Here is an 18,523-nt window from a genome sequence, read left to right as displayed (position 1 = left end):
CTCATCTTTCCCCAGATCGGAAAAAACGCCCCGGCCAGCAGGCTGGAGCCTGATTTGCGCCTTCGGTGCAAACCGGTTCTGGCGAACCCTAATTAAGGACCGGGACCGCATGTCTGACGCATCGAAGGGCCTCAGCCTCTACAACACGCTGACGCGAGCGAAGGAACTTTTCGTTCCGATCGATCCGCACAACGTGCGCATGTATGTCTGCGGCCCGACCGTCTACGACTTCGCCCATATCGGCAATGCGCGCCCGGCGATCGTCTTCGACGTGCTCTTCCGCCTGTTGCGCCATCTCTACGGCGAAAGCCATGTCACGTATGTGCGCAACATCACGGATGTCGACGACAAGATAAATGCCAGGGCGCTGCGCGACTTCGGCGACGACATCGCGGCCGGAAGGCTCTCGCTGAACGATGCGATCCGCAAGGTCACCGAAAAGACCGCCGATCAGTACCACAAGGATGTCGCCGCACTCGGTTGCCTTGAGCCCACCTACGAGCCGCGCGCCACCGAGTTTGTCGCGCCGCGTGCCGACGGCAAGGCCGACATGCTGTCGCTGATCCGGCAGCTGATCGAGCGCGGCCACGCCTATGTCGCCGCAGGCGAGGTGCTGTTCGACACCGCCTCGATGCCGGACTATGGCGAGCTCTCGAAGCGCAATCTCGACGAGCAGCAGGCTGGCGCGCGCATCGCTGTCGACGCGCACAAGAAGAACCCCGGCGATTTCGTGCTGTGGAAACTGTCGAGCCCGGAAGAGCCCGGCTGGGAGAGCCCGTGGGGCAGGGGCCGGCCCGGCTGGCACATCGAATGCTCGGCCATGTCGGCCGCCTATCTTGGCGAGGTCTTCGACATCCATGGCGGCGGCTTGGACCTGATCTTCCCGCACCACGAGAACGAGATTGCCCAGTCGCGCTGCGCCCACGGCACCAAGGTCATGGCCAATGTCTGGATGCACAATGGCTTCCTGCAGGTCGAAGGCCAGAAGATGTCGAAGAGCCTCGGCAATTTCTTCTCGATCCATGAGCTGCTGGAGACCGACACTTTCGGCAGCCGCGCCTGGCCGGGCGAGGTGCTCAGGCTGGCGATGCTGATGACGCATTACCGCGAGCCGATCGACTTCTCCGTGCGCAAGCTTGAGGAGGCGGAAAACACGTTGCGCAAATGGAAACGCGCGGCAGATATCGCGCCTGTGGCGGCAAAAGAATTGCCGGCCGAGGTGGTGGAAGCGCTCTCCGACGATCTCGCCACCTACACCGCCTTCCAGCGGCTGACGCAGCTCGCCGGCGAGGCGGTTGAGCACACCAGTGCCAATGAGAATACTGCCGCCGCTTCGCTGAAGGCAGCGCTGGCCTTCCTCGGCTTCGATACGGGCGCGGCCAAGGTGGACGAGGCGGCGGTGGCAAAGGCGATCGCGGATCGTCTGGAGTTTATCGCAGCCAAGAACTGGGCCGAGGGTGATCGCATCCGCAACGAGTTGCTTGCGCAGGGCGTGCAGCTGAAGGACGGCAAGGACCCCGCCACCGGCGAGCGCGTGACTACGTGGGAGATCAAGCGGTGAGGGAACCTTGGCGATTGGCGAAGGCGCCGGTGACGGCCAATCTCCCCCCTTGCGGGGGAGATGTCCGGCAGGACAGAGGGGGGTGTGAAGGAACGCCAGCGTCCGAGCTTGCCCACTTTGGCGATAACCATCTTCTGAGAGCGCAGCACTCCCGAGTTGCGGCCACGCTGGCGGGACAGCACCCCCCTCTGTCCTGCCGGAAATCTCCCCCGCAAGGGGGGAGATTAGCCGGCGCGTCCGGTTTCGCTAATCTCCAGCGGAAGGCGGTCTGAACATGGGCCACGACCGCGTTCCCCTTGGTCAGCGCAAGAACGCCAAGTCCATGCGCCGCGCGATGACTGATGCCGAGCTGAAACTCTGGAACGAGTTGCGCGCGCATCGCTTGATGGGCATGAGCTTTCGACGGCAGGTGCCGATTGGACCTTACATTGTTGACTTCGCATGTTCAGCGCATCGACTCATAGTCGAGGTAGACGGCAGCCAGCATGCCGATGCGGAACACTCACGATATGACGAGGCAAGAAGTGCATATCTAAGCGCAAGCGGCTGGACCATCCTGCGCTTCTGGAACGACGACGTGATCCGCGATATCGACAATGCCTGCCAGCACATCGTCATCGTGGCCGGCCTGGCCGATGCGCCCGCGCCACAAACGGAGGAGCTCGTCCCGTGATCGATCATCTCGGCGTCAATGTATCCGACTTCGATAAATCCAAGTCTTTCTACGACAAGGCGATGGCACCGCTGGGGGCTTCGCTGCTTTACATGGTGCCGGAAGAATATACCGGCGGCGCCAAGGTTGGCGGCTACGGCCGCGACCGGCCGGTGTTCTGGCTGAGCGATAGCGCGGACAAGCCCAAATCCACTCAGCATGTCGCCTTTACCGCGCGCAGCCGCGCCGAGGTTGACGCTTTCCATGCGGCAGCGCTTGCCGCTGGTGGCAAGGACAATGGTGGGCCGGGCCTGAGGCCGCACTACCACCCCAATTATTACGGCGCCTTCGTCTTCGATCCCGACGGCAACAATGTCGAGGCGGTCTGCCATGATGCGGAGTAAGCCGATGATCAGGGGTGAGCGATGAGCCTCGACAACCGGCCGGTCTATACAGGCGGCTGCCAGTGCGGCGCCGTGCGCTTCCGCGTCGAGGGCGCGCTAGGTGACGCTTCGGTCTGCCATTGCCGCATGTGCCAGAAGGCGAGCGGCAATTTCTATCTGCCGCTGGTCTCGGTGCGCGGCGCCACGCTCGACTGGACGCGCGGCGAGCCGAAGCGCTTCCGCTCGTCCAATGCCGTCTGGCGCGGCTTCTGCGCCGAATGCGGAACGCCGCTGACTTTCGAGGCACCGGATGGCACAGCACTGGCGATCGCCGCCTTCGATGATCCGACCGGCATCGCGCCCACCATCCAGTGGGGCATCGAAGCAAAGCTTCCCTATGTCGACGCCATCCCCAAACTGCCGTCCGAGGACACGATGGCCGATATCGCGTCTGCGCCTTACCTGGCCGAGCTCGTCTCCTATCAGCATCCCGATCACGACACCGACCAATGGCCGCCGGAGGAAAGACCATGACCGATCAAGTTCGAACAGGCGGCTGCCAGTGCGGCGCCGTACGTTTCCGCGTCCACGGCAAGCTCGGGCGCCCGTCCATCTGCCATTGCCGCATGTGCCAGAAACAGTTCGGCAATTTCTTCGGCGCGCTGGTGACGGTGCCGAAGGACGGCGTCGAGTGGACCCATGAGGAGCCGAGCTACTTTCAGTCCTCGGTCAACATCGACCGCGGCTTCTGCGCCCGCTGCGGCACGCCGCTGACCTATCGCCAGCCCGGCTCGCTGGAGATCGCCATCGGCGCTTTCGACGACCGCTCCGACCTCGCGCCGCAGATCCAGGTGAATTACGCGGTTCGCCTGCCTTGGGTGGAAAAGATCTTCGAGGCGCCGATCCTTGACGACCCCGACTTCTATCGGCGGCAGGAACAGATCATCTCTTTCCAGCATCCCGACCACGAGACGGCCAACTGGCCGCAGCAGGGCTTGAAACTATGACGATCCACAGCGGTTCCTTGCGTACGCTCTACCCCGAGATCGAGCCGTTCGATTCCGGCATGCTCGACGTCGGCGACGGCCACACCGTCTATTGGGAGCGCTGCGGCACCAAGGGCGCCAAACCCGCCGTGTTCCTGCATGGCGGCCCGGGCGGCACCATCTCGCCGAAACACCGGCGCCTGTTCGACCCGAAACTCTACGACGTCATCCTGTTCGACCAGCGCGGTTGCGGCAAGTCGACACCCAACGCCTCGCTGGAGGCCAACACCACCTGGCACCTCGTCGCCGATATCGAGCGCCTGCGCGAGATGGCCGGCTTCGACAAATGGTTGGTGTTCGGCGGCTCCTGGGGTTCGACGCTGGCGCTCGCCTATGCCGAGACGCATCCCGAGCGTGTCAGCGAGCTCGTCGTGCGCGGCATCTACACGCTGACCCGCGCCGAGCTCGAATGGTATTATCAGTTCGGCGTCTCAGAGATGTTTCCCGACAAATGGGAGCGCTTCCTGGCGCCGATCCCGGAGGCCGAGCGCGGCGACATGATGGCCGCCTATCGCAGGCGGTTGGTCGGGTCCGACCGCAAGGCGCAAGTGGAAGCTGCCCGCGCCTGGAGCATCTGGGAAGGCGAGACGATCACGCTGCTTCCCGAGCCCGAGACCAGCGACCCGTTCGCCCAGGACGACTATGCGATTGCCTTCGCCCGTATCGAGAACCACTATTTCGTCCACGCCGGCTGGCTGGAGGAGGGGCAGCTGCTGCGCGACGCCTGGAAGTTGAAGGACATCCCCGGCACCATCGTCCACGGCCGCTATGACATGCCGTGCCCGGCGAAATATGCCTGGGCGCTGCACAAGGCCTGGCCGAAGGCCGATTTCCACCTCATCGAGGGGGCAGGCCACGCCTATTCGGAGCCCGGGATACTGGACCGGCTGATCCAGGCGACCGATCGGTTCGCGGGGAAATAGTGATGCACGTCGCTCTCCACGGCGAAGGATCGCAGCCTTTCGAGCTACAGCCATGACCAAGCAACGCCTTTACCTCTTCGACACGACCCTCCGCGATGGCCAGCAGACACCGGGCATCGACTTTTCCGTCGAGGACAAGATCGCGATCGCCAGGCTGCTCGACGACTTCGGCATCGACTATGTCGAGGGCGGCTATCCGGGCGCCAACCCGACCGATACGACGTTCTTCCAGAAGAAACGGACTGAGAGCGCGAAATTCGTCGCCTTCGGCATGACCAAGCGGCCGGGGGTCTCGGCTTCCAACGACCCGGGGCTGGCGGCGCTGGTGCAGTCGAAGTCGGATGCCATCTGCTTCGTTGCCAAGAGCTGGGACTATCATGTGCGCGTCGCGCTCGGCTGCACCAATGAAGAGAATCTGGAATCGATCAAGACCTCGGTCGAGGCGGCGGTCGCTTCGGCCAAGGAGGCCATGGTCGACTGCGAGCATTTCTTCGACGGCTTCAAGGCCAATCCCGATTACGCGCTGGCCTGCGCCAAAACCGCCTACGATGCCGGTGCGCGCTGGGTGGTGCTGTGCGACACCAATGGCGGCACGCAGCCTTCGGAAGTACGTGCCATCGTCGAAAAGGTCATCGCCGGCGGCATCCCGGGCGATCATCTCGGCATCCATGCCCATGACGACACCGGCCAGGCGGTGGCGAATTCACTCGCCGCCATCGAAGCCGGCGTGCGTCAGATCCAGGGCACGCTGAACGGCATCGGCGAGCGCTGCGGCAACGCCAATCTCATCTCCATCATCCCGACGCTTTCGCTGAAGCCCGCCTTCGCCGATCGTTTCGAAACCGGCATTTCGACCGAGGCGCTGACCGGAATCTCCAGGCTCTCCCGCGCCTTCGACGAATTGCTCAACCGCGCGCCGGAAGCCCAGGCGCCCTATGTCGGCTCCTCCGCCTTCGCCACCAAGGCCGGCATCCATGCCTCCGCTTTGGCCAAGGAGCCGGCGACCTATGAGCATGTGCCGCCGGAAGCCGTCGGCAACCGCCGCCGCGTCATGGTCTCCGACCAGGGCGGCAAGGCCAATTTCCTCGCCGAGCTGAAGCGGCGCGGCATCGATGTGCCGAAGGACGACCACCGGCTCGACGCGCTGATCGCGGTGGTCAAGGAGCGCGAGGCCGAAGGCTACGCCTATGAAGGAGCCGACGCGTCCTTCGAGCTGCTTGCCCGAAAAATGCTGCACGGCCTGCCGGAGTTCTTCAACGTCACCTCGTTCCGCTGCATGGTCGAGCGCCGCTTCGACGCCAACGGCAATCTGAAGACCGTCTCCGAGGCGATCGTGAAGGTGGAGGTCGATGGCGAAGAGAAGATGTCGGTGGCCGAAGGCCACGGCCCGGTCAACGCGCTCGACATCGCGCTGCGCAAGGACCTCGGCAAATACCAGAGCGAGATCGTCGACCTGGAGCTCGCCGACTTCAAGGTGCGTATCCTTAACGGCGGCACCGAGGCCATCACCCGCGTTCTCGTCGAATCGCACGATTCCACCGGCGCCCGCTGGTGGACGGTCGGCGTGTCGGAAAACATCATCGACGCCTCCTTCCAGGCGCTGATGGATTCGATCGTCTACAAGCTGATGAAGAACCGCGAGATGGCGGGACTGGTGGCGGCGGAGTAGGCCGCCGCCCTTCCTCGCCCCCACAAAGTGGGGGAGAGGTGTCCCGGCGCAGCCGGGACGGAGAGGGGGAAGCCCCCGCGAAGCCAGAGTCGATGCAAGACAGGGCGCGAGGCTGGTCATCAGAATACCTATCCCGAAGCGGTGATTGTCAGCCGCCGCGCCGACCCCTCTCCGTCCCGGCTTCGCCGGGCCACCTCTCCCCACTCCGTGGGGCGAGGAACTGCGAACCATCACCAAAACTCCGTTGATCCATCATAATTTTGTGATGGTCTTGGGCGCTCCGCTGGGCCATAGCGTTAGGCCATGGTCACCGCTACAGCCGATCTCGATCAGGATGCCAAAGGCCGCCGCGGCTTCCTCCTGGCGCTTGGCGCCTATTTCCTTTGGGGGCTCTTGCCCTTCTACATGAAGGCGGTGGCGCATCTGCCGCTTGCCGAGGTGATCGCCAACCGCGTCGTCTGGTCGGTGCCGATCGCCGCGGCGGTGCTCATCTGGGCCGGCCGCACCGCCGACTTCAAGGCGGCGATCCGCTCGCCGAAAAGTCTTGCCATGGCGGCGCTGACGGCGGTGCTGATCTCGATCAACTGGGGCATCTATGTCTGGGCGATCGCGGTCGATCGCACCGTCGAGACGGCGCTCGGCTATTACATCAACCCGCTGGTCAGCGTCGTCGTCGGCGCCGTGCTGCTCGGCGAACGGCTCGACAGGCTGCAGATAGCCGCGGTGGCGCTCGCCACGATCGCGGTGACGGTGCTCACAGTCGAGGCCGGCAAATTGCCATGGGTATCGCTGGCGCTCGCCTTCTCCTTCGCCGCCTACGGTTTCTTCCGCAAGACGCTGCCGATCGGCCCGAGCCAGGGCTTCCTGCTCGAAGTGCTTTTGCTTTCGGTGCCGGCGCTTTGCTACATCGTCTACCTGATCGCCACCGGCCAGGATCATTTCATCTCCAGCACCGGTTCCGACACGGCCTTGTTGATCGGCTGCGGTCCCGTCACCGCAGTGCCGTTGCTGCTGTTTGCCTTCGGCGCCAGGCTGCTGCGCCTGTCCACCATCGGCATCATGCAATATATCGCGCCGACCATGGTGTTCCTGATCGCCGTGCTGATCTTCGATGAACCGTTCGGCACCACCCAAGCCATCGCCTTCGCGCTGATCTGGACGGCGCTGGCGATGTATTCATGGTCGATGTTCAGGGGCCGCGAGGTCCGCCAGCCGGAGCCCGCGATAAAGTAACCGTCTAGGGTTGGATCAAACAGGGCAGGGGACTGATGTACGTTCTGCATATCGGCAACAAGAACTATTCGTCCTGGTCGCTGCGGCCGTGGCTGCTGATGCGTGTCCTCGACATTCCCTTCGAGGAGCGGTTGACGCCGTTCCCGAGCGGATCGAGTTTCGACCTCTACCGACAATTCTCGCCTAACGGCCGGGTGCCCTGCCTTGTCGATGACGGCTGGGCGGTCTGGGATTCGCTCTCGATCGTCGAATATCTGGCCGAACGCCATCAGGGCGTCTGGCCGGCGGAGGCGAAGGCGCGCGCGTGGGCGCGCTCGGCCGCCGCCGAGATGCATTCGAGCTTCACCGCGATGCGCAATGACTGCCCGATGAGCTGCGGCGTGCGCGTCGCGCCATTGCCGATGTCCGGCGCGCTGAAGCACGACATCTTCCGCATGGGAGATTTGTGGAACGACGGCCTTGCGCGTTTCGGCGGACCTTTCCTGGCCGGCGACCGTTTTGGTGCCGTCGATGCCTTCTTCGCCCCCATCGCGTTCAGGGCGCAGTCCTATGGCCTGACTTTCGAAGGCGAAGCGGCTAACTATCCGCGGCGGCTGCTCGACCTGCCGGCCATGCGCGAATGGTACGCGGCCGGACTTGCCGAGACGTGGCGCGAGCCCGACCACGAAGCCGAAGTCCGTGCCGCCGGCACGATCGTCGAGGATTTGCGGGCGACCGCCTGAAGCGCTACACGCGCCCCAGCCGTCGCACGAACATATAGATGATGCCGGCGATGACGACCGAGATCGCCGTCACCACCCAGAATCCCAGCGGCGTGCCGACCAGCGGCAATCCGCCGACATTCATGCCGAACAGGCCGGAGATGATGGTCATCGGCAACAGCACCGCCGTCATGACGGAGAGGATATAGAGCAGCTGGTTCGACTGCTCGGTCAGCTTGGCCATCAGCTCGTCCTGCAACAGGCGCGTGCGCGCCTGCAACTGCTCGCCGTCGTGATGCAGCGTGTGCGCCCGGTGCGAGAGCCTGGTCGCCATGTCGTTGATGGGGTCGGGCAGTTCGTTGCGATGCGAATGGTCGAGATGGCGAAAGAGACTGGTGAGCGTCGCCATCTGCCGGTGGATCAGCACCAGCTGCCGGCGCGCGTCGACCAGCGCCTGGCGCTCATTGTGCCATGCATCGCACACGATGCGGTCCTCGATGCCGTCGAGCCTGTCGCCCATCTTGTCGAGCTCGGCCGCCATGCCGTCGAGCGACTGGCCCATCACCGCCTCGATCAGCTCGGCCGGCGTGCGGAATTTTCGCGTGCCGCTCTCCACCAGCTTGCGGATCTTGTCGACCGATTCCAGCGGCTGCTTGCGGGCGCCGATCAGCATCCTGTCGTTGAAGGCGAAGCGGAAATGCGTGAGCCCGCGCGCCTCGGCGAAATCGTGCCTGAGGTCGGGCAGGTCGCCATAGAGGAAGTCGTCTTCGAAATCGATCTGGCAGCCATGGCTGGGTGACAGGAAGGCATCGCGCACCGGCGCCGGCAGGGCCTGCTCGGCGCCGATCTCCTGGCGGGCGCGCATGTCGGTGATCTGGTAGCTGCGCCAGCTCCAATGCGCCTCCGCTGGATCCTTGGTGCGGCTTCCATCGGCCTTGAAATGGTAGATGAAGAACAGCCCGTGCTCGTCCGGCAAATAGGGCGAGAGGTCGGTGCCTTCGGCGGGGAGGGCGATGTTCATGGCGGCTTCGCCGGCTCTTGATGCGGTCGGGGTCGCGGGGGCGGCCACGGCAAACCTACCATGGAGGTTGCCGCCTGGTGTGACAGTTCGATGACTGCAGCCGCTGTCACTCTCGACAAGGCTGTCCTATCGTTGCTGGACAACCCGCGCGGCCGGCGGCGGTGCTGTCAACGGCAGCTCGCATCGTCCGCTATGCCGTGGCCAGCCATTTGCGCGATATGGCGAAGGTCCTAAAGGATTTTGCGTCCATCGGGCGCCCGAATGCGTAGCCTTGCAGGATGTCGCAGCCGAGGTCCTTCAGGATGCGCGCATGTTCCATCGTCTCGACGCCTTCCGCCACGACGCCGATGCCGAGCGATTTGCCGATCTCGATGATTGACGACACCAGCCGCCGCTGCGGCGCCGAGCCGGTTATCGGCGTGACGAGCTGCCGGTCGATCTTGAGACGGCTCGGTTGCAGTTTGAGCAGGCTGACGACGGATGCATGGCCCGTGCCAAAATCGTCGATCTCGATGTCGATCCCGAGTTCCTTGATGTGCTCGATGTTCCAGGCGACAAGCTCGTCATTTTCGTCCAGGAAAATCGATTCCACGAGCTCGAATGAGACGGTTCCCTCCTTGATCGGCAGCTTGCGCAGGCCGTTGATCAGGTCTTTGTCCTCCAGCCTTCGTGCCGAGACGTTGACGGAAAAGCGCGGGATGTTGAGACCGTCGCGCGACCAGCGCTGGAAATTCTGCAGCGTTTGTTCGAGAATCGTGCGGTCGATCAGCGAGACCACATTCAATTCCTCGGCCACTTTGAGGAAGATGTCGGGGGCGAGGATGCCGCGTCTTGGATGGCGCCAGCGAGCCAGCGCCTCGACGCCGACGATCTCGAGGGTCTTCGCATCGAACTGTGGTTGGTAGTAAGCGATGAATTCGTTGCGCTCCAGCCCGCCCAGGATCTCGTCCGCGGTCTGCTTGGTCCTGACGATCTCGCTCTGCAGCTCTTCATTGAAGAACTCATAACGATTGCGACCGCGGCTCTTGGCTCGATAGAGCGCGAGATCGGCGTTGACCAGCAGCTGCTTTGCATCGACGCCGCTAAGCGCCGCAATCCCGATGCTGACCCCGAACCGGCATTGGTGGCCTTTATAGTCGACGGGCTGGCGCATTTCTTCGATAATACGGTCCGCCAGCGCGGCGAGTTCATTGTCATCGCGCCCCTGGCACACCACAACGAACTCGTCTCCGCCGATGCGCGCCACGAAGTCGCCTGCCCGGACGTTGGCTTTGATGACCTTCGAGGCATGCATGAGCATGGCGTCGCCCGCCGCATGGCCGAGCGTGTCGTTGATGTGCTTGAAGCGGTCGAGGTCGAGATGCAGCAGCGCAGTGCGATCCTCGGGCGAATTGGCCAGCATCTCGTCGAGGTAACGGCGATTGGGCAGGCCTGTTAGCGAATCGTGCAGCGCAACATGCTCGATGCGCGCCTTGGCGGTCTTGAGTTCGGCATTCTTCGATTCCGACAATTGCCGTTCACGCACCAGATTCTCGTTGAGCAGAACGTCGCTGGTCACGTCCCATTCGGCCCCGACCATCTTCGGCGTGCCGTCGCTGTCCTGGAAGTAGCTTGCACGCGCCCGAACATGGCGGACGGTGCCGTCTGGGCGAAGCAGTCGATACTGCGACGAGTAGGGACCTTTTGCAGCCACGGCAAGGTCGAACTCGCGCTGTGCCCGCGCGATATCCTCGGGGTGGATCGCCAGTGCCCAGTCGTCGTAGCCGCGCGGCTTCCCATCCGCGGGCTTGCTGTAGATCTCATTGACGCGATCGTCCCACAGCAGCTCGTCGGTGACGAGGTCTTGCTCCCACACGCCGATGCCTGAAGCCTCCAGAGCCAGTTCCAGCCTCCCGGACAGGCGCCTCAATTCGGCATAGTTTTTCTGCCTTTCGCCGAACAGCCGTCCGGCCACCAGGATAGGCAGCACCACCAGCACGGCGGCGAGCGCCATGAGCGCCTGCAAGACCCGCTCGTTCTTCGGCACGGTCGGCCAACCGCCCTTTGGGATTGCCGATATCTGCCAGGAACCGAACGGCAGCTGCACTTCTGCCGTCACCGGATTGTTCTTGACGATGTCGGCGCCACCAAAGAAGCGCTGGCCGCCACCGCCAAGCGCATCCTTTCCGGTAAGCGCCACATCTATGTCGAGACCGGGGTCGGTGAGGCCGCTTGCGGCGTAGAGCCGATCGATGTCGATAGCCGCCGAGACAAGGCCCCAGAAGCGATCGCCGCCCCCCGCTGTCGGCACGAAGACAGGAATCCGGCCGATGAAGGCGCGCCCGCCCTGCCTGAGGTCGACGGGACCGGCAAGTACCGATATGCGCTGGTCGCGCGCCCTAAGCGCCGCCAAGCGTTGCGCCTCGTTCTTGCGGTAGTCGAGCCCGATCGCCTTCTCGTTGCCCTCCATCGGATACATCAGCGAAATGACGAGATCCGGCGCGCCGCCAATGTTGCGCAGCTGCGATTTCTGCTTGAAGAGATTGGCAGCGAGGGAGGCAAATCTCTGCTGCCCCATATAGGGCTCGGTGACGATGGCCGAGACGAGGCCCTGAACCAGCTGGAGATTGCCGTTGATGTTTCCTTCCAGCTTGGCGCGGATGATGTTGACCTTGTAGAGGACGTCGGCGCGCGTGAGTTGATCGGAAACCGTTTTGTTCTGCTGGTCGACGAAGATCGCGCAGATCATGAGCACGACGAAGGCAATCGCCGCCGGCACGTTGGCGGAAGAGAAAACGGCCTGCCTGATACGACCGATGTTGAAATTTGTCGCGGTCAATTCAACCCGAATAGCTTTCCTGGGCGACGCTCCGTCGATCGGAGGACGATGCGCCATCGATCGGAGTTAAAGGAAAGTGCTTAAATTAGAACTTCCATGCCCGCCTCAAGTTGCGCCATTCGCGGCCTGGAGGCTTGCCTTGAGCCAACAAACTCAAGCCATGATTAACGCCGGCTAACCGGGCCGTTCATCGCGCAAAAATCGTGATCTTCCGTTGCCTCCAAAAAATTCTTTCCGCCCCCGGGGAATAAAGCCCGGGCCTTCCGGGTCTTGGCTGTAGCGAGGCCATCCTCCCTAGGCACGCATCAACCAACCCGGAAGGAATACGCACATGAACAGAACCGCCTTTGCCGCAGTCGCCATCCTGGTTGTCACCGGCAGCGCCTTTGCCGGCAGCGATCACTTCTCCTGGACGAATGGCGGCCAGCAGGCTGCCGTCGTCGACACCACCACCACCGCCTCCATCGCGAGGCCCGAAATGGCCCGCCACGTCACGAAGCCGGCGGCCAGGATTGCTGCGGAAGAGCCCGGCCAGGGCATTTGGGGTCACTGAGCCGGCGGGAACCGAAAGGTCCTCGCTCCGGAGCTCGGGGCGAAGGGTTCTGATCGCGGCGGGGAAGGCACGCCTCGCCGGGTCGGAAAACCACAAGTCCTGATCTCCTCGGCGCCGGTCGGTCTTCAGTCGGACCGGTCGGCGCCGGTTTCCGCAGTCTTGGCGGAGGGCAGCACCGGGCCCTCCGCCATTCCCTGCATGTCGCCCAAAAGTGCGCAGCGGTTTTGGGACAACGACATGCGGCAAACCAATGGACTACCGCCTGAAACCTGAAACAACCCGCAGCCATTAGAGGAGATTTCCGATGTTCAACATGACGCGTCGCATGGTGCTGGGATCCGCCGCCGCCGCTGCCGCCTTCGGCATTGCCGGCAAGCTGGAATTCGCGCCCGCGGCTTACGCCGAAACCCCGGTCGAGCCGCTGGTCGGCTTCTACAAATACAAGGTCGGGTCACTCGAAGTCACCGCGGTCTATGACGGCATCTGGCGCAAGCCGCACGACCCGGCCTTCATAAAGGACGTGTCGATCGACGACACCAAGGCGGCACTCGCCAAGGCGGGACTGACGACGGAATTCATGCCGATCCCGCTCACCGTCGTGGTGCTCAAGATGAACGGCCGCACCATCATGATGGACGCCGGCTCCGGCGTCGGCCAATGGCAGGCCAACGCCACGCATCTGCCGGCCAACATGAAGGCGGCCGGCATCGACTACAAGGCGATCGACACCATCATGATCTCGCATTTCCATCCCGACCATGTCTGGGGCCTGATGGAAAAGGGCACCAACGATCCGGTGTTCCCGAATGCCGAGCTGATCGTCAACGCCACCGAGTATAATTGGTGGGCCGATCCGAGCCGTCTGGCCAAGCTGCCCGAGGGCCGCAAGCCCGCGGGCAAGCGCATCGCCGAGAACTTCCCGAAATGGAAGAACTGGAAGCTGGTCGACGACGGCACTGAAGTGGTGCCCGGCATCCGCATCATGGCGGCGCCCGGCCACACGCCCGGCCATTCCGTCTACCATGTCGATGCCGGCTCCGAGCAGTTCCTCGTCTCGGCCGACACCATGTACGTGCCGGCGCTGCTCGCCCCGCATCCCGAATGGCAGGGCGCCTACGACCAGGACGGGCCGATGGCGATCGCCACGCGCCACCGGATCATCGACCAGGTGATTGCCGACAATGTCCGCATCTGCGGCTCCCACTTCCCGTTCCCCGGCACAGGCAGCTTCGTCAAGGACGGCAATGCCTACGCCTTCACCCCAACCCAGATCTGATTTGAATCGGATCCTGAACAGAAAGCGACAGCTACAATGAAACACGCACTTTTCGCGGTGCTCGGTGCCATTGCGGTCTTGACCGCGGCCCCGATCGCCATCGCCGGTCCGGCTTATGCCGTGGACGACATCGAAGGCGCCGACGCGCCGGACCTGACGGCGGTGAAAGCCAAGATCGAGGCCAAGGACTATAAGGGCGCGCTGGCCGATCTGCGCGACCTTGCGCAGGACAACCAACAGGCCGACGTCTACAATCTGCTCGGCTTCACGCTGCGCAAGACCGGCGACTACCAGACCTCGCTGACCTATTACACCAAGGCGCTGGAGCTGCAGCCCGACCACAAGGCCGCGCATGAATATCTGGGCGAGCTCTATGTCGAGACCGGCGACATGGCCAAGGCCAACGAGCAGCTCGCCTCGCTGCAAAAGCTCTGCCCGGCAGGCTGCGAGGAGCTCTCCGACCTCAAGCAGGCCATCGACACCAAGGTGACGAAGTAAGGCCGCACGCCCTGATCCTCGCCCCCACAAGGTGGCGGAGAACTGCCGCGGAGCGGCCGGAGAGGGAGCAGGCACTGACCTTGCCCCCGGTGCCGACTTTTGGGCGCCACGGCGGTAGCGCGCCCGAAAACCGGAGCCGGCGTTCCTCTCCCTCGCGCCGACTCCGACCTTTCAACCTCGAGCACTTGCAGGCGCACGTCCATCGGCGTGGCGCCCCCGCTCATACCAGATGCCTGTTTCCAAAGACTGGAGCCGACCATGACACCGATCGAACTTGCCGAAAAACTTCACGCCAGCGACGTCGTCCTGCTTGCCGGCCGGCTGCTGCTGTCGCTGATCTTCGTGCATGAAGGCCTGCAGCTGGCGACCCATTTCGAGGGCGCTGAGAAGGCGATGGCCGCGCTCGGCGTCGGCACGCCGCTGCTTTTCGCCACCATCGCGTTGCAGCTTGGCGCCGGTCTGTCGGTGGCGCTCGGCATCCTGGCGCGGCTGGGCGCGGTCGGGCTCGGCCTGTTCTGCCTGATGACGGCCGGCCTCTTCCACACCAACTTCGCCAGCCAGAACGAATTGCTGCATTTCGAGAAGGACCTCGCCATTGCCGGCGGCATGTTCATCCTGGCGCTCGCCGGTTCCGGCAGGCTGTCGATGGACTGGGTGCTGACTGGGTTCGCGAAGGACACCAAGATCGATCCGCCCGTCGAGCAGCATCCGTCGGTGGGCGAGACGAGCTTGCCGGTTTGAGACGCGGGTCCGCGTGAGGTGAGGGCGGCCTCTCACAACACGCTCGTGATCCCGCCATCCACCAGCAGCGTCTGTCCCGTCACGAAGCTTGCCGCATCCGACGCCAGGAAAACCGCCGCGCCCGCCAACTCTTCGACATCGCCCCAGCGCCGCATCGGGGTGCGGCCGGCGAGCCAGGTGGAGAATTTCTCGTCGGCGACCAATGCTGCGTTGAGCTCGGTCTTGAAATAGCCGGGCGCGATGGCGTTGACGCGCACGCCGTGCTGGCCCCATTCGCCGGCCATCGACTTGGTCAGCATGGTAATGGCGCCCTTGCTCGCCGCGTAAGGCGCGATCGAGGGCCGGGCGAGCGCGCTCTGCACCGACGACACGTTGATGATCACGCCCTTGCCGCGCGCAATCATCCCTTTGACCGTCGCCCGGCTCACCTTGAAGACACCGTCGAGATTGGTCGCCATCAGCGCGTCCCAGTCGGCGTCGGAAAAGGTCTCGAGCGGCGCGCGGCGCTGGATGCCGGCATTGTTGACGAGGATGTCGATCGGCGCGGTGCCGGCTTCCGAAGCCGCGATCGCCGCGTCGACCGACTGCGTGTCGGTGACGTCGATAACCGCTTCCGCCACCGTGTAGCCTTCGGCGCGCAAACGGTCGCCGGCGGCCTTCAACTCGTCCGCCTTGCGGCCGCCGATTGTGACGCGTGCGCCCGCGGCAGCCAATGCCTCCGCGAAGGCGAGCCCCAGCCCGCGACTGGCGCCGGTGACGAAGGCATGCCGGCCTTCAAGGCCGAAGAGACGGCCGAGATAATCAGTCGAACGCAATTTGCACCTTCATCGATTGCGATTTGTCGCTGGCCAGTTTGACCTTGCGGGCCTCGGCGAGCAGCAAAGTGTTGCTGAGCAGGGGTGCCGGGATTGTTCCTCGCACAGCTAGCAGCAAAGCCCGGCTCCATTCAACCGATTCATCTGATAAATCGGACTAACAAGCGGGCTGTGCCGCCCTGGCAATTAGTCGGTGCGGTCGATCCCGCACGTGTAACACTCGGCGGCAGACTCGAACGGGCCGGGACAAATGGCGGGCAACCAGACCTCATCGGTGACGGATGACATACCCAACAGCCTCGGCCGCGAGATACTCGGCGGGCTGTTTTCGTCCGGCGCGACGCTGCTTGGCGAGGAAGAGATCTGCGCCCGCTTCGGCGCCAGCCGAAGGGCCGCGCGCGAAGCGGTGAAGATCCTGTCGGCCAAGGGTCTGCCGCTCACCCGCCCGCGGCGCGGCTCGCATCCGCCCCGCTGAAGGACTGGAATTTCTTGGACCCTTCGGTACTGGGCTGGTTGCGCGCCAGTGCCACCCCGCGCCATTCATCATCGAGCTTCTGCCGCGCTCTCGGCAGGCATTGGCATTCAGGTGGCGGCCGGCCGCCTTGGCTTGCGCAAAGTCTTGACGCCGGCCATCTCGACGAAGTTGGTCGCCGACTCCCACAGGTAATCGCCATAGAGGAACGGCGCGAAGTCGCTGGCGCCTTTGATCGGCAGCGGCGCGATCTCGGCGTCGACGCGCGGCTCATAGAAGAAGGGAATGGAGTAACGCGCCGTCTTCGGCGCGATCACCCGGTGGCGCGTCGCCTGCACCACGCCGCCGGTCCAGCGTTCCAGCAGCTGGCCGAAATTCACCGCCAGCGAGCCGTCGGCGGGCGGTACGTCGATCCATTCGCCGGCATGGCTCCTGGCCTGCAGGCCTTCGACGCCGTCCTGCGCTAAAAGTGTCACGAAGCCGGAATCGGCATGCTCACGGCCGATGACCAGCCGCCGCTCGCCCTTGTGCATGACCCAATATTCAGGCTTCGACAGGTCGACCGCGCCGTCCTCGCTGCGCAGCGGATAGCGGATCAGCCTAAGCGTCGAGATGCCGCCCCGGAAATGGCCGTCGAAAATACCGTCCTCAAGCCCGAGGCTGCGCGCGATCGAGCCCATCAGCGCCGCGCCGACCTTCTCCATCGAGCGGTAGTAATGCGCGGCGGCCGCCTTCCATCCTGGAACATCGGCCTCGGCGGGAAGCGGCGTGCGCTCGAGCAGCGGATCGTCGGGCGCGAACCCGGCGTCGGCATGGGCGATGTCCGGCCCCATGTCGATGCCTTCCTTGTAGGACACCGCAGTCGGCTGCAGCGGGAACCAGCCGCGATAATAGTTCGATTTCGAGGGGTCGAAATTCCAGCGCAGCAGCTTCCGCTTTTCCGCATCCGGCAAATCGAAGATCTTCAGGAGCTCGCCGCGCCGCTCGCGCGTCAGAAGCTCCGCGCCCGGAAAGCCGCGCGCAGTCATGAAGCCGATGCCGGAGGCAGCAGTGAAGATCTGGCGGTCGGCCTCGTCGCGTGCGGGCGAAGTCGGGCCGAACAGCGGCGCGATGTCGATGGCGGGGATAGTGTCACTCATCTCATGATCCTAGCGGTTCTTGGGAGCCGTGTGCCGCAATCGTGGAGAAGCGCATGCGCGATGACAAGCCGCGGCAGAGTTGGCGTTGTTCGAGCGGTCGGGCTTGGCGACCGGCTCAGCGCGCCGAGGCCGTCGCCGCGGATGCTGCCGACAGAGTGATCGGCAATCGCCGCTTGGGTCCTCCGGCTACTTCCCCGCAATGCGCCGATGCACCCGCTCCAGGCTTTCCGCGAAGGCATCGAATGTTCCGCGCTCGGTCAGCTCGCGCAGCACCTGCTCGTTGATGCCGCCGCGCGTCGCATAGTCCTGCGCAAGATGCATAAAATCTTCGTCCGGCGCCGTATCCGGCGCATTGGCCAGCGCCTTGAAGATGCTGGTGATGTAGTCGCGTGCCCTGTCGCCCGAAACACCCTGGCTGCGCACCCAGGCGTGGATCGTGTCGAGATATTTGAAATAGCTGGCATAGGTCGCGGTGACGACGCTCAGCGCATCGAACTCGCTTTGGTCCTCGACCTCGATCACGCCGCCAAGCCTGCCGAAGAACGCCGCCGCCATCGCGTCCGGCGGGCAGATGATCGTCGCGCCCTGCAGCCGGGCGATCATCGGCATGGGCAGGGCTTTCGTCACCTGTACCGCTGGCGCGACAAGCGCGGCGATCTCCTCGCGCGACACGGTGGCGATCAGGCTAACGACGTGATGGTCCGGCCGGAACCGCAGTTCCTTCAGCACCTCGCGCGCGATCTGCGGCCGCACCGCCAGCATCACGGTGTCGCAATCGTCGAGCACGGCCTGGTTGTCGGTAGCGATGCGCACGTCCGGATAACGCGCGGCAAGCTCGGCGGCGATCGCCTCGTTGCGCGGCGAGACCACCACCGGCGTCGTCTCCCCCGGCAGCGATTTCAGCCCCGCGACAATGGCCGAGCTCAACGCGCCCGTGCCGACAAAGCCAAGTTTCATGGAAGTTTTCGCCTCTGTTTTCGGATCGCCGCCGACAATAGCGACGGTTCCGTTGCCGGCAAGGG

20 protein-coding genes are annotated in these 18,523 nt (G+C 64.1%); 14 read left to right on the top strand and 6 right to left on the bottom strand.

From position 1 onward, the window contains the following. The first annotated feature begins 109 nt into the window (after nucleotides 1-109). The 9 genes from cysS (at nucleotide 110) to LB552_RS14425 (ending at nucleotide 8,189) form a co-directional block, all read left to right on the top strand. Nucleotides 110-1,561, top strand: coding sequence for a cysteine--tRNA ligase (gene cysS / locus LB552_RS14465; RefSeq protein ID WP_224607409.1), 1,452 nt, complete (start codon nucleotides 110-112; stop codon nucleotides 1,559-1,561). Nucleotides 1,562-1,835: 274 nt separating this feature from the next. Then, nucleotides 1,836-2,234 (top strand): endonuclease domain-containing protein, encoded by a 399-nt coding sequence (locus tag LB552_RS14460; protein WP_224607406.1) that lies wholly within the window; start codon nucleotides 1,836-1,838, stop codon nucleotides 2,232-2,234. Then, nucleotides 2,231-2,617, top strand: a complete 387-nt coding sequence (locus LB552_RS14455; protein ID WP_224607403.1) for a VOC family protein — start codon at nucleotides 2,231-2,233, stop codon at nucleotides 2,615-2,617. The genes LB552_RS14460 and LB552_RS14455 overlap by 4 nt, the downstream gene beginning before the upstream one ends. A gap of 21 nt (nucleotides 2,618-2,638) precedes the next feature. After that, a complete protein-coding gene (locus tag LB552_RS14450; RefSeq protein WP_095766961.1) occupies nucleotides 2,639-3,130 on the top strand; it encodes a GFA family protein in 492 nt (163 codons plus the stop codon). After that, entirely contained in the window at nucleotides 3,127-3,603 is a 477-nt protein-coding gene (locus tag LB552_RS14445; protein ID WP_095767181.1) for a GFA family protein, read from the top strand. Before LB552_RS14450 ends, LB552_RS14445 begins: the two co-directional genes overlap by 4 nt. Then, nucleotides 3,600-4,565, top strand: a complete 966-nt coding sequence (gene pip, locus LB552_RS14440) for a prolyl aminopeptidase (RefSeq protein WP_224607400.1) — start codon at nucleotides 3,600-3,602, stop codon at nucleotides 4,563-4,565. The genes LB552_RS14445 and pip overlap by 4 nt, the downstream gene beginning before the upstream one ends. Nucleotides 4,566-4,617: 52 nt before the next feature. Then, nucleotides 4,618-6,234 (top strand): citramalate synthase, encoded by a 1,617-nt coding sequence (gene cimA, locus LB552_RS14435; protein WP_224607381.1) that lies wholly within the window; start codon nucleotides 4,618-4,620, stop codon nucleotides 6,232-6,234. 303 nt (nucleotides 6,235-6,537) lie between these two features. Beyond that, nucleotides 6,538-7,467 (top strand): EamA family transporter RarD, encoded by a 930-nt coding sequence (gene rarD, locus LB552_RS14430; RefSeq protein WP_224607378.1) that lies wholly within the window; start codon nucleotides 6,538-6,540, stop codon nucleotides 7,465-7,467. A gap of 35 nt (nucleotides 7,468-7,502) precedes the next feature. Next, nucleotides 7,503-8,189, top strand: a complete 687-nt coding sequence (locus LB552_RS14425) for a glutathione S-transferase (protein WP_224607375.1) — start codon at nucleotides 7,503-7,505, stop codon at nucleotides 8,187-8,189. Between the two features lie 4 nt (nucleotides 8,190-8,193). Here the strand turns inward: LB552_RS14425 and LB552_RS14420 are convergent, their stop codons facing one another. Beyond that, the gene (locus tag LB552_RS14420) at nucleotides 8,194-9,189 is read right to left on the bottom strand and encodes a transporter (protein WP_224607372.1); all 996 of its coding nucleotides are present in this window, start codon (nucleotides 9,187-9,189) and stop codon (nucleotides 8,194-8,196) included. 190 nt (nucleotides 9,190-9,379) lie between these two features. Further along, entirely contained in the window at nucleotides 9,380-11,917 is a 2,538-nt protein-coding gene (locus LB552_RS14415; RefSeq protein WP_224607701.1) for an EAL domain-containing protein, read from the bottom strand. 421 nt (nucleotides 11,918-12,338) lie between these two features. Here LB552_RS14415 and LB552_RS14410 point away from each other — a divergent pair, with 421 nt between their 5' ends. The 4 genes from LB552_RS14410 (at nucleotide 12,339) to LB552_RS14395 (ending at nucleotide 15,075) form a co-directional block, all read left to right on the top strand. Beyond that, entirely contained in the window at nucleotides 12,339-12,560 is a 222-nt protein-coding gene (locus tag LB552_RS14410) for a DUF680 domain-containing protein (RefSeq protein WP_224525096.1), read from the top strand. 304 nt (nucleotides 12,561-12,864) lie between these two features. Next, complete coding sequence (locus LB552_RS14405; protein WP_224607369.1) at nucleotides 12,865-13,836, top strand: MBL fold metallo-hydrolase; 972 nt, start codon at nucleotides 12,865-12,867, stop codon at nucleotides 13,834-13,836. A gap of 36 nt (nucleotides 13,837-13,872) precedes the next feature. Beyond that, nucleotides 13,873-14,334 carry a tetratricopeptide repeat protein gene (locus LB552_RS14400; RefSeq protein ID WP_224607352.1) on the top strand — a complete coding sequence of 154 codons (462 nt, stop codon included), beginning with the start codon at nucleotides 13,873-13,875 and terminating at the stop codon, nucleotides 14,332-14,334. A 258-nt stretch (nucleotides 14,335-14,592) separates the two neighbouring features. After that, the gene (locus LB552_RS14395; RefSeq protein ID WP_224607349.1) at nucleotides 14,593-15,075 is read left to right on the top strand and encodes a DoxX family protein; all 483 of its coding nucleotides are present in this window, start codon (nucleotides 14,593-14,595) and stop codon (nucleotides 15,073-15,075) included. 32 nt (nucleotides 15,076-15,107) lie between these two features. Here LB552_RS14395 and LB552_RS14390 read toward each other — a convergent pair whose 3' ends face one another. Together LB552_RS14390 and LB552_RS29630 are read right to left on the bottom strand one after the other, a co-directional pair. Beyond that, complete coding sequence (locus LB552_RS14390; RefSeq protein WP_224607346.1) at nucleotides 15,108-15,890, bottom strand: glucose 1-dehydrogenase; 783 nt, start codon at nucleotides 15,888-15,890, stop codon at nucleotides 15,108-15,110. Then, a complete protein-coding gene (locus LB552_RS29630) occupies nucleotides 15,877-16,008 on the bottom strand; it encodes a hypothetical protein (RefSeq protein WP_263481625.1) in 132 nt (43 codons plus the stop codon). Before LB552_RS29630 ends, LB552_RS14390 begins: the two co-directional genes overlap by 14 nt. A gap of 132 nt (nucleotides 16,009-16,140) precedes the next feature. Here LB552_RS29630 and LB552_RS14385 point away from each other — a divergent pair, with 132 nt between their 5' ends. Next, nucleotides 16,141-16,365, top strand: a complete 225-nt coding sequence (locus tag LB552_RS14385; protein WP_224607343.1) for a GntR family transcriptional regulator — start codon at nucleotides 16,141-16,143, stop codon at nucleotides 16,363-16,365. Nucleotides 16,366-16,472: 107 nt separating this feature from the next. Here LB552_RS14385 and LB552_RS14380 read toward each other — a convergent pair whose 3' ends face one another. Continuing rightward, nucleotides 16,473-17,501, bottom strand: a complete 1,029-nt coding sequence (locus tag LB552_RS14380; RefSeq protein WP_224607312.1) for an isopenicillin N synthase family dioxygenase — start codon at nucleotides 17,499-17,501, stop codon at nucleotides 16,473-16,475. A gap of 186 nt (nucleotides 17,502-17,687) precedes the next feature. Further along, complete coding sequence (locus LB552_RS14375; RefSeq protein WP_224607309.1) at nucleotides 17,688-18,458, bottom strand: pyrroline-5-carboxylate reductase; 771 nt, start codon at nucleotides 18,456-18,458, stop codon at nucleotides 17,688-17,690. Nucleotides 18,459-18,523 lie beyond the last annotated feature (65 nt).

It is taken from the genome of Mesorhizobium sp. CA7, from assembly GCF_020165015.1.
GTDB lineage: Bacteria > Pseudomonadota > Alphaproteobacteria > Rhizobiales > Rhizobiaceae > Mesorhizobium.
Note: the sequence above shows the minus strand (reverse complement) of the source record. Positions and strands in the feature narration are given on the sequence as shown.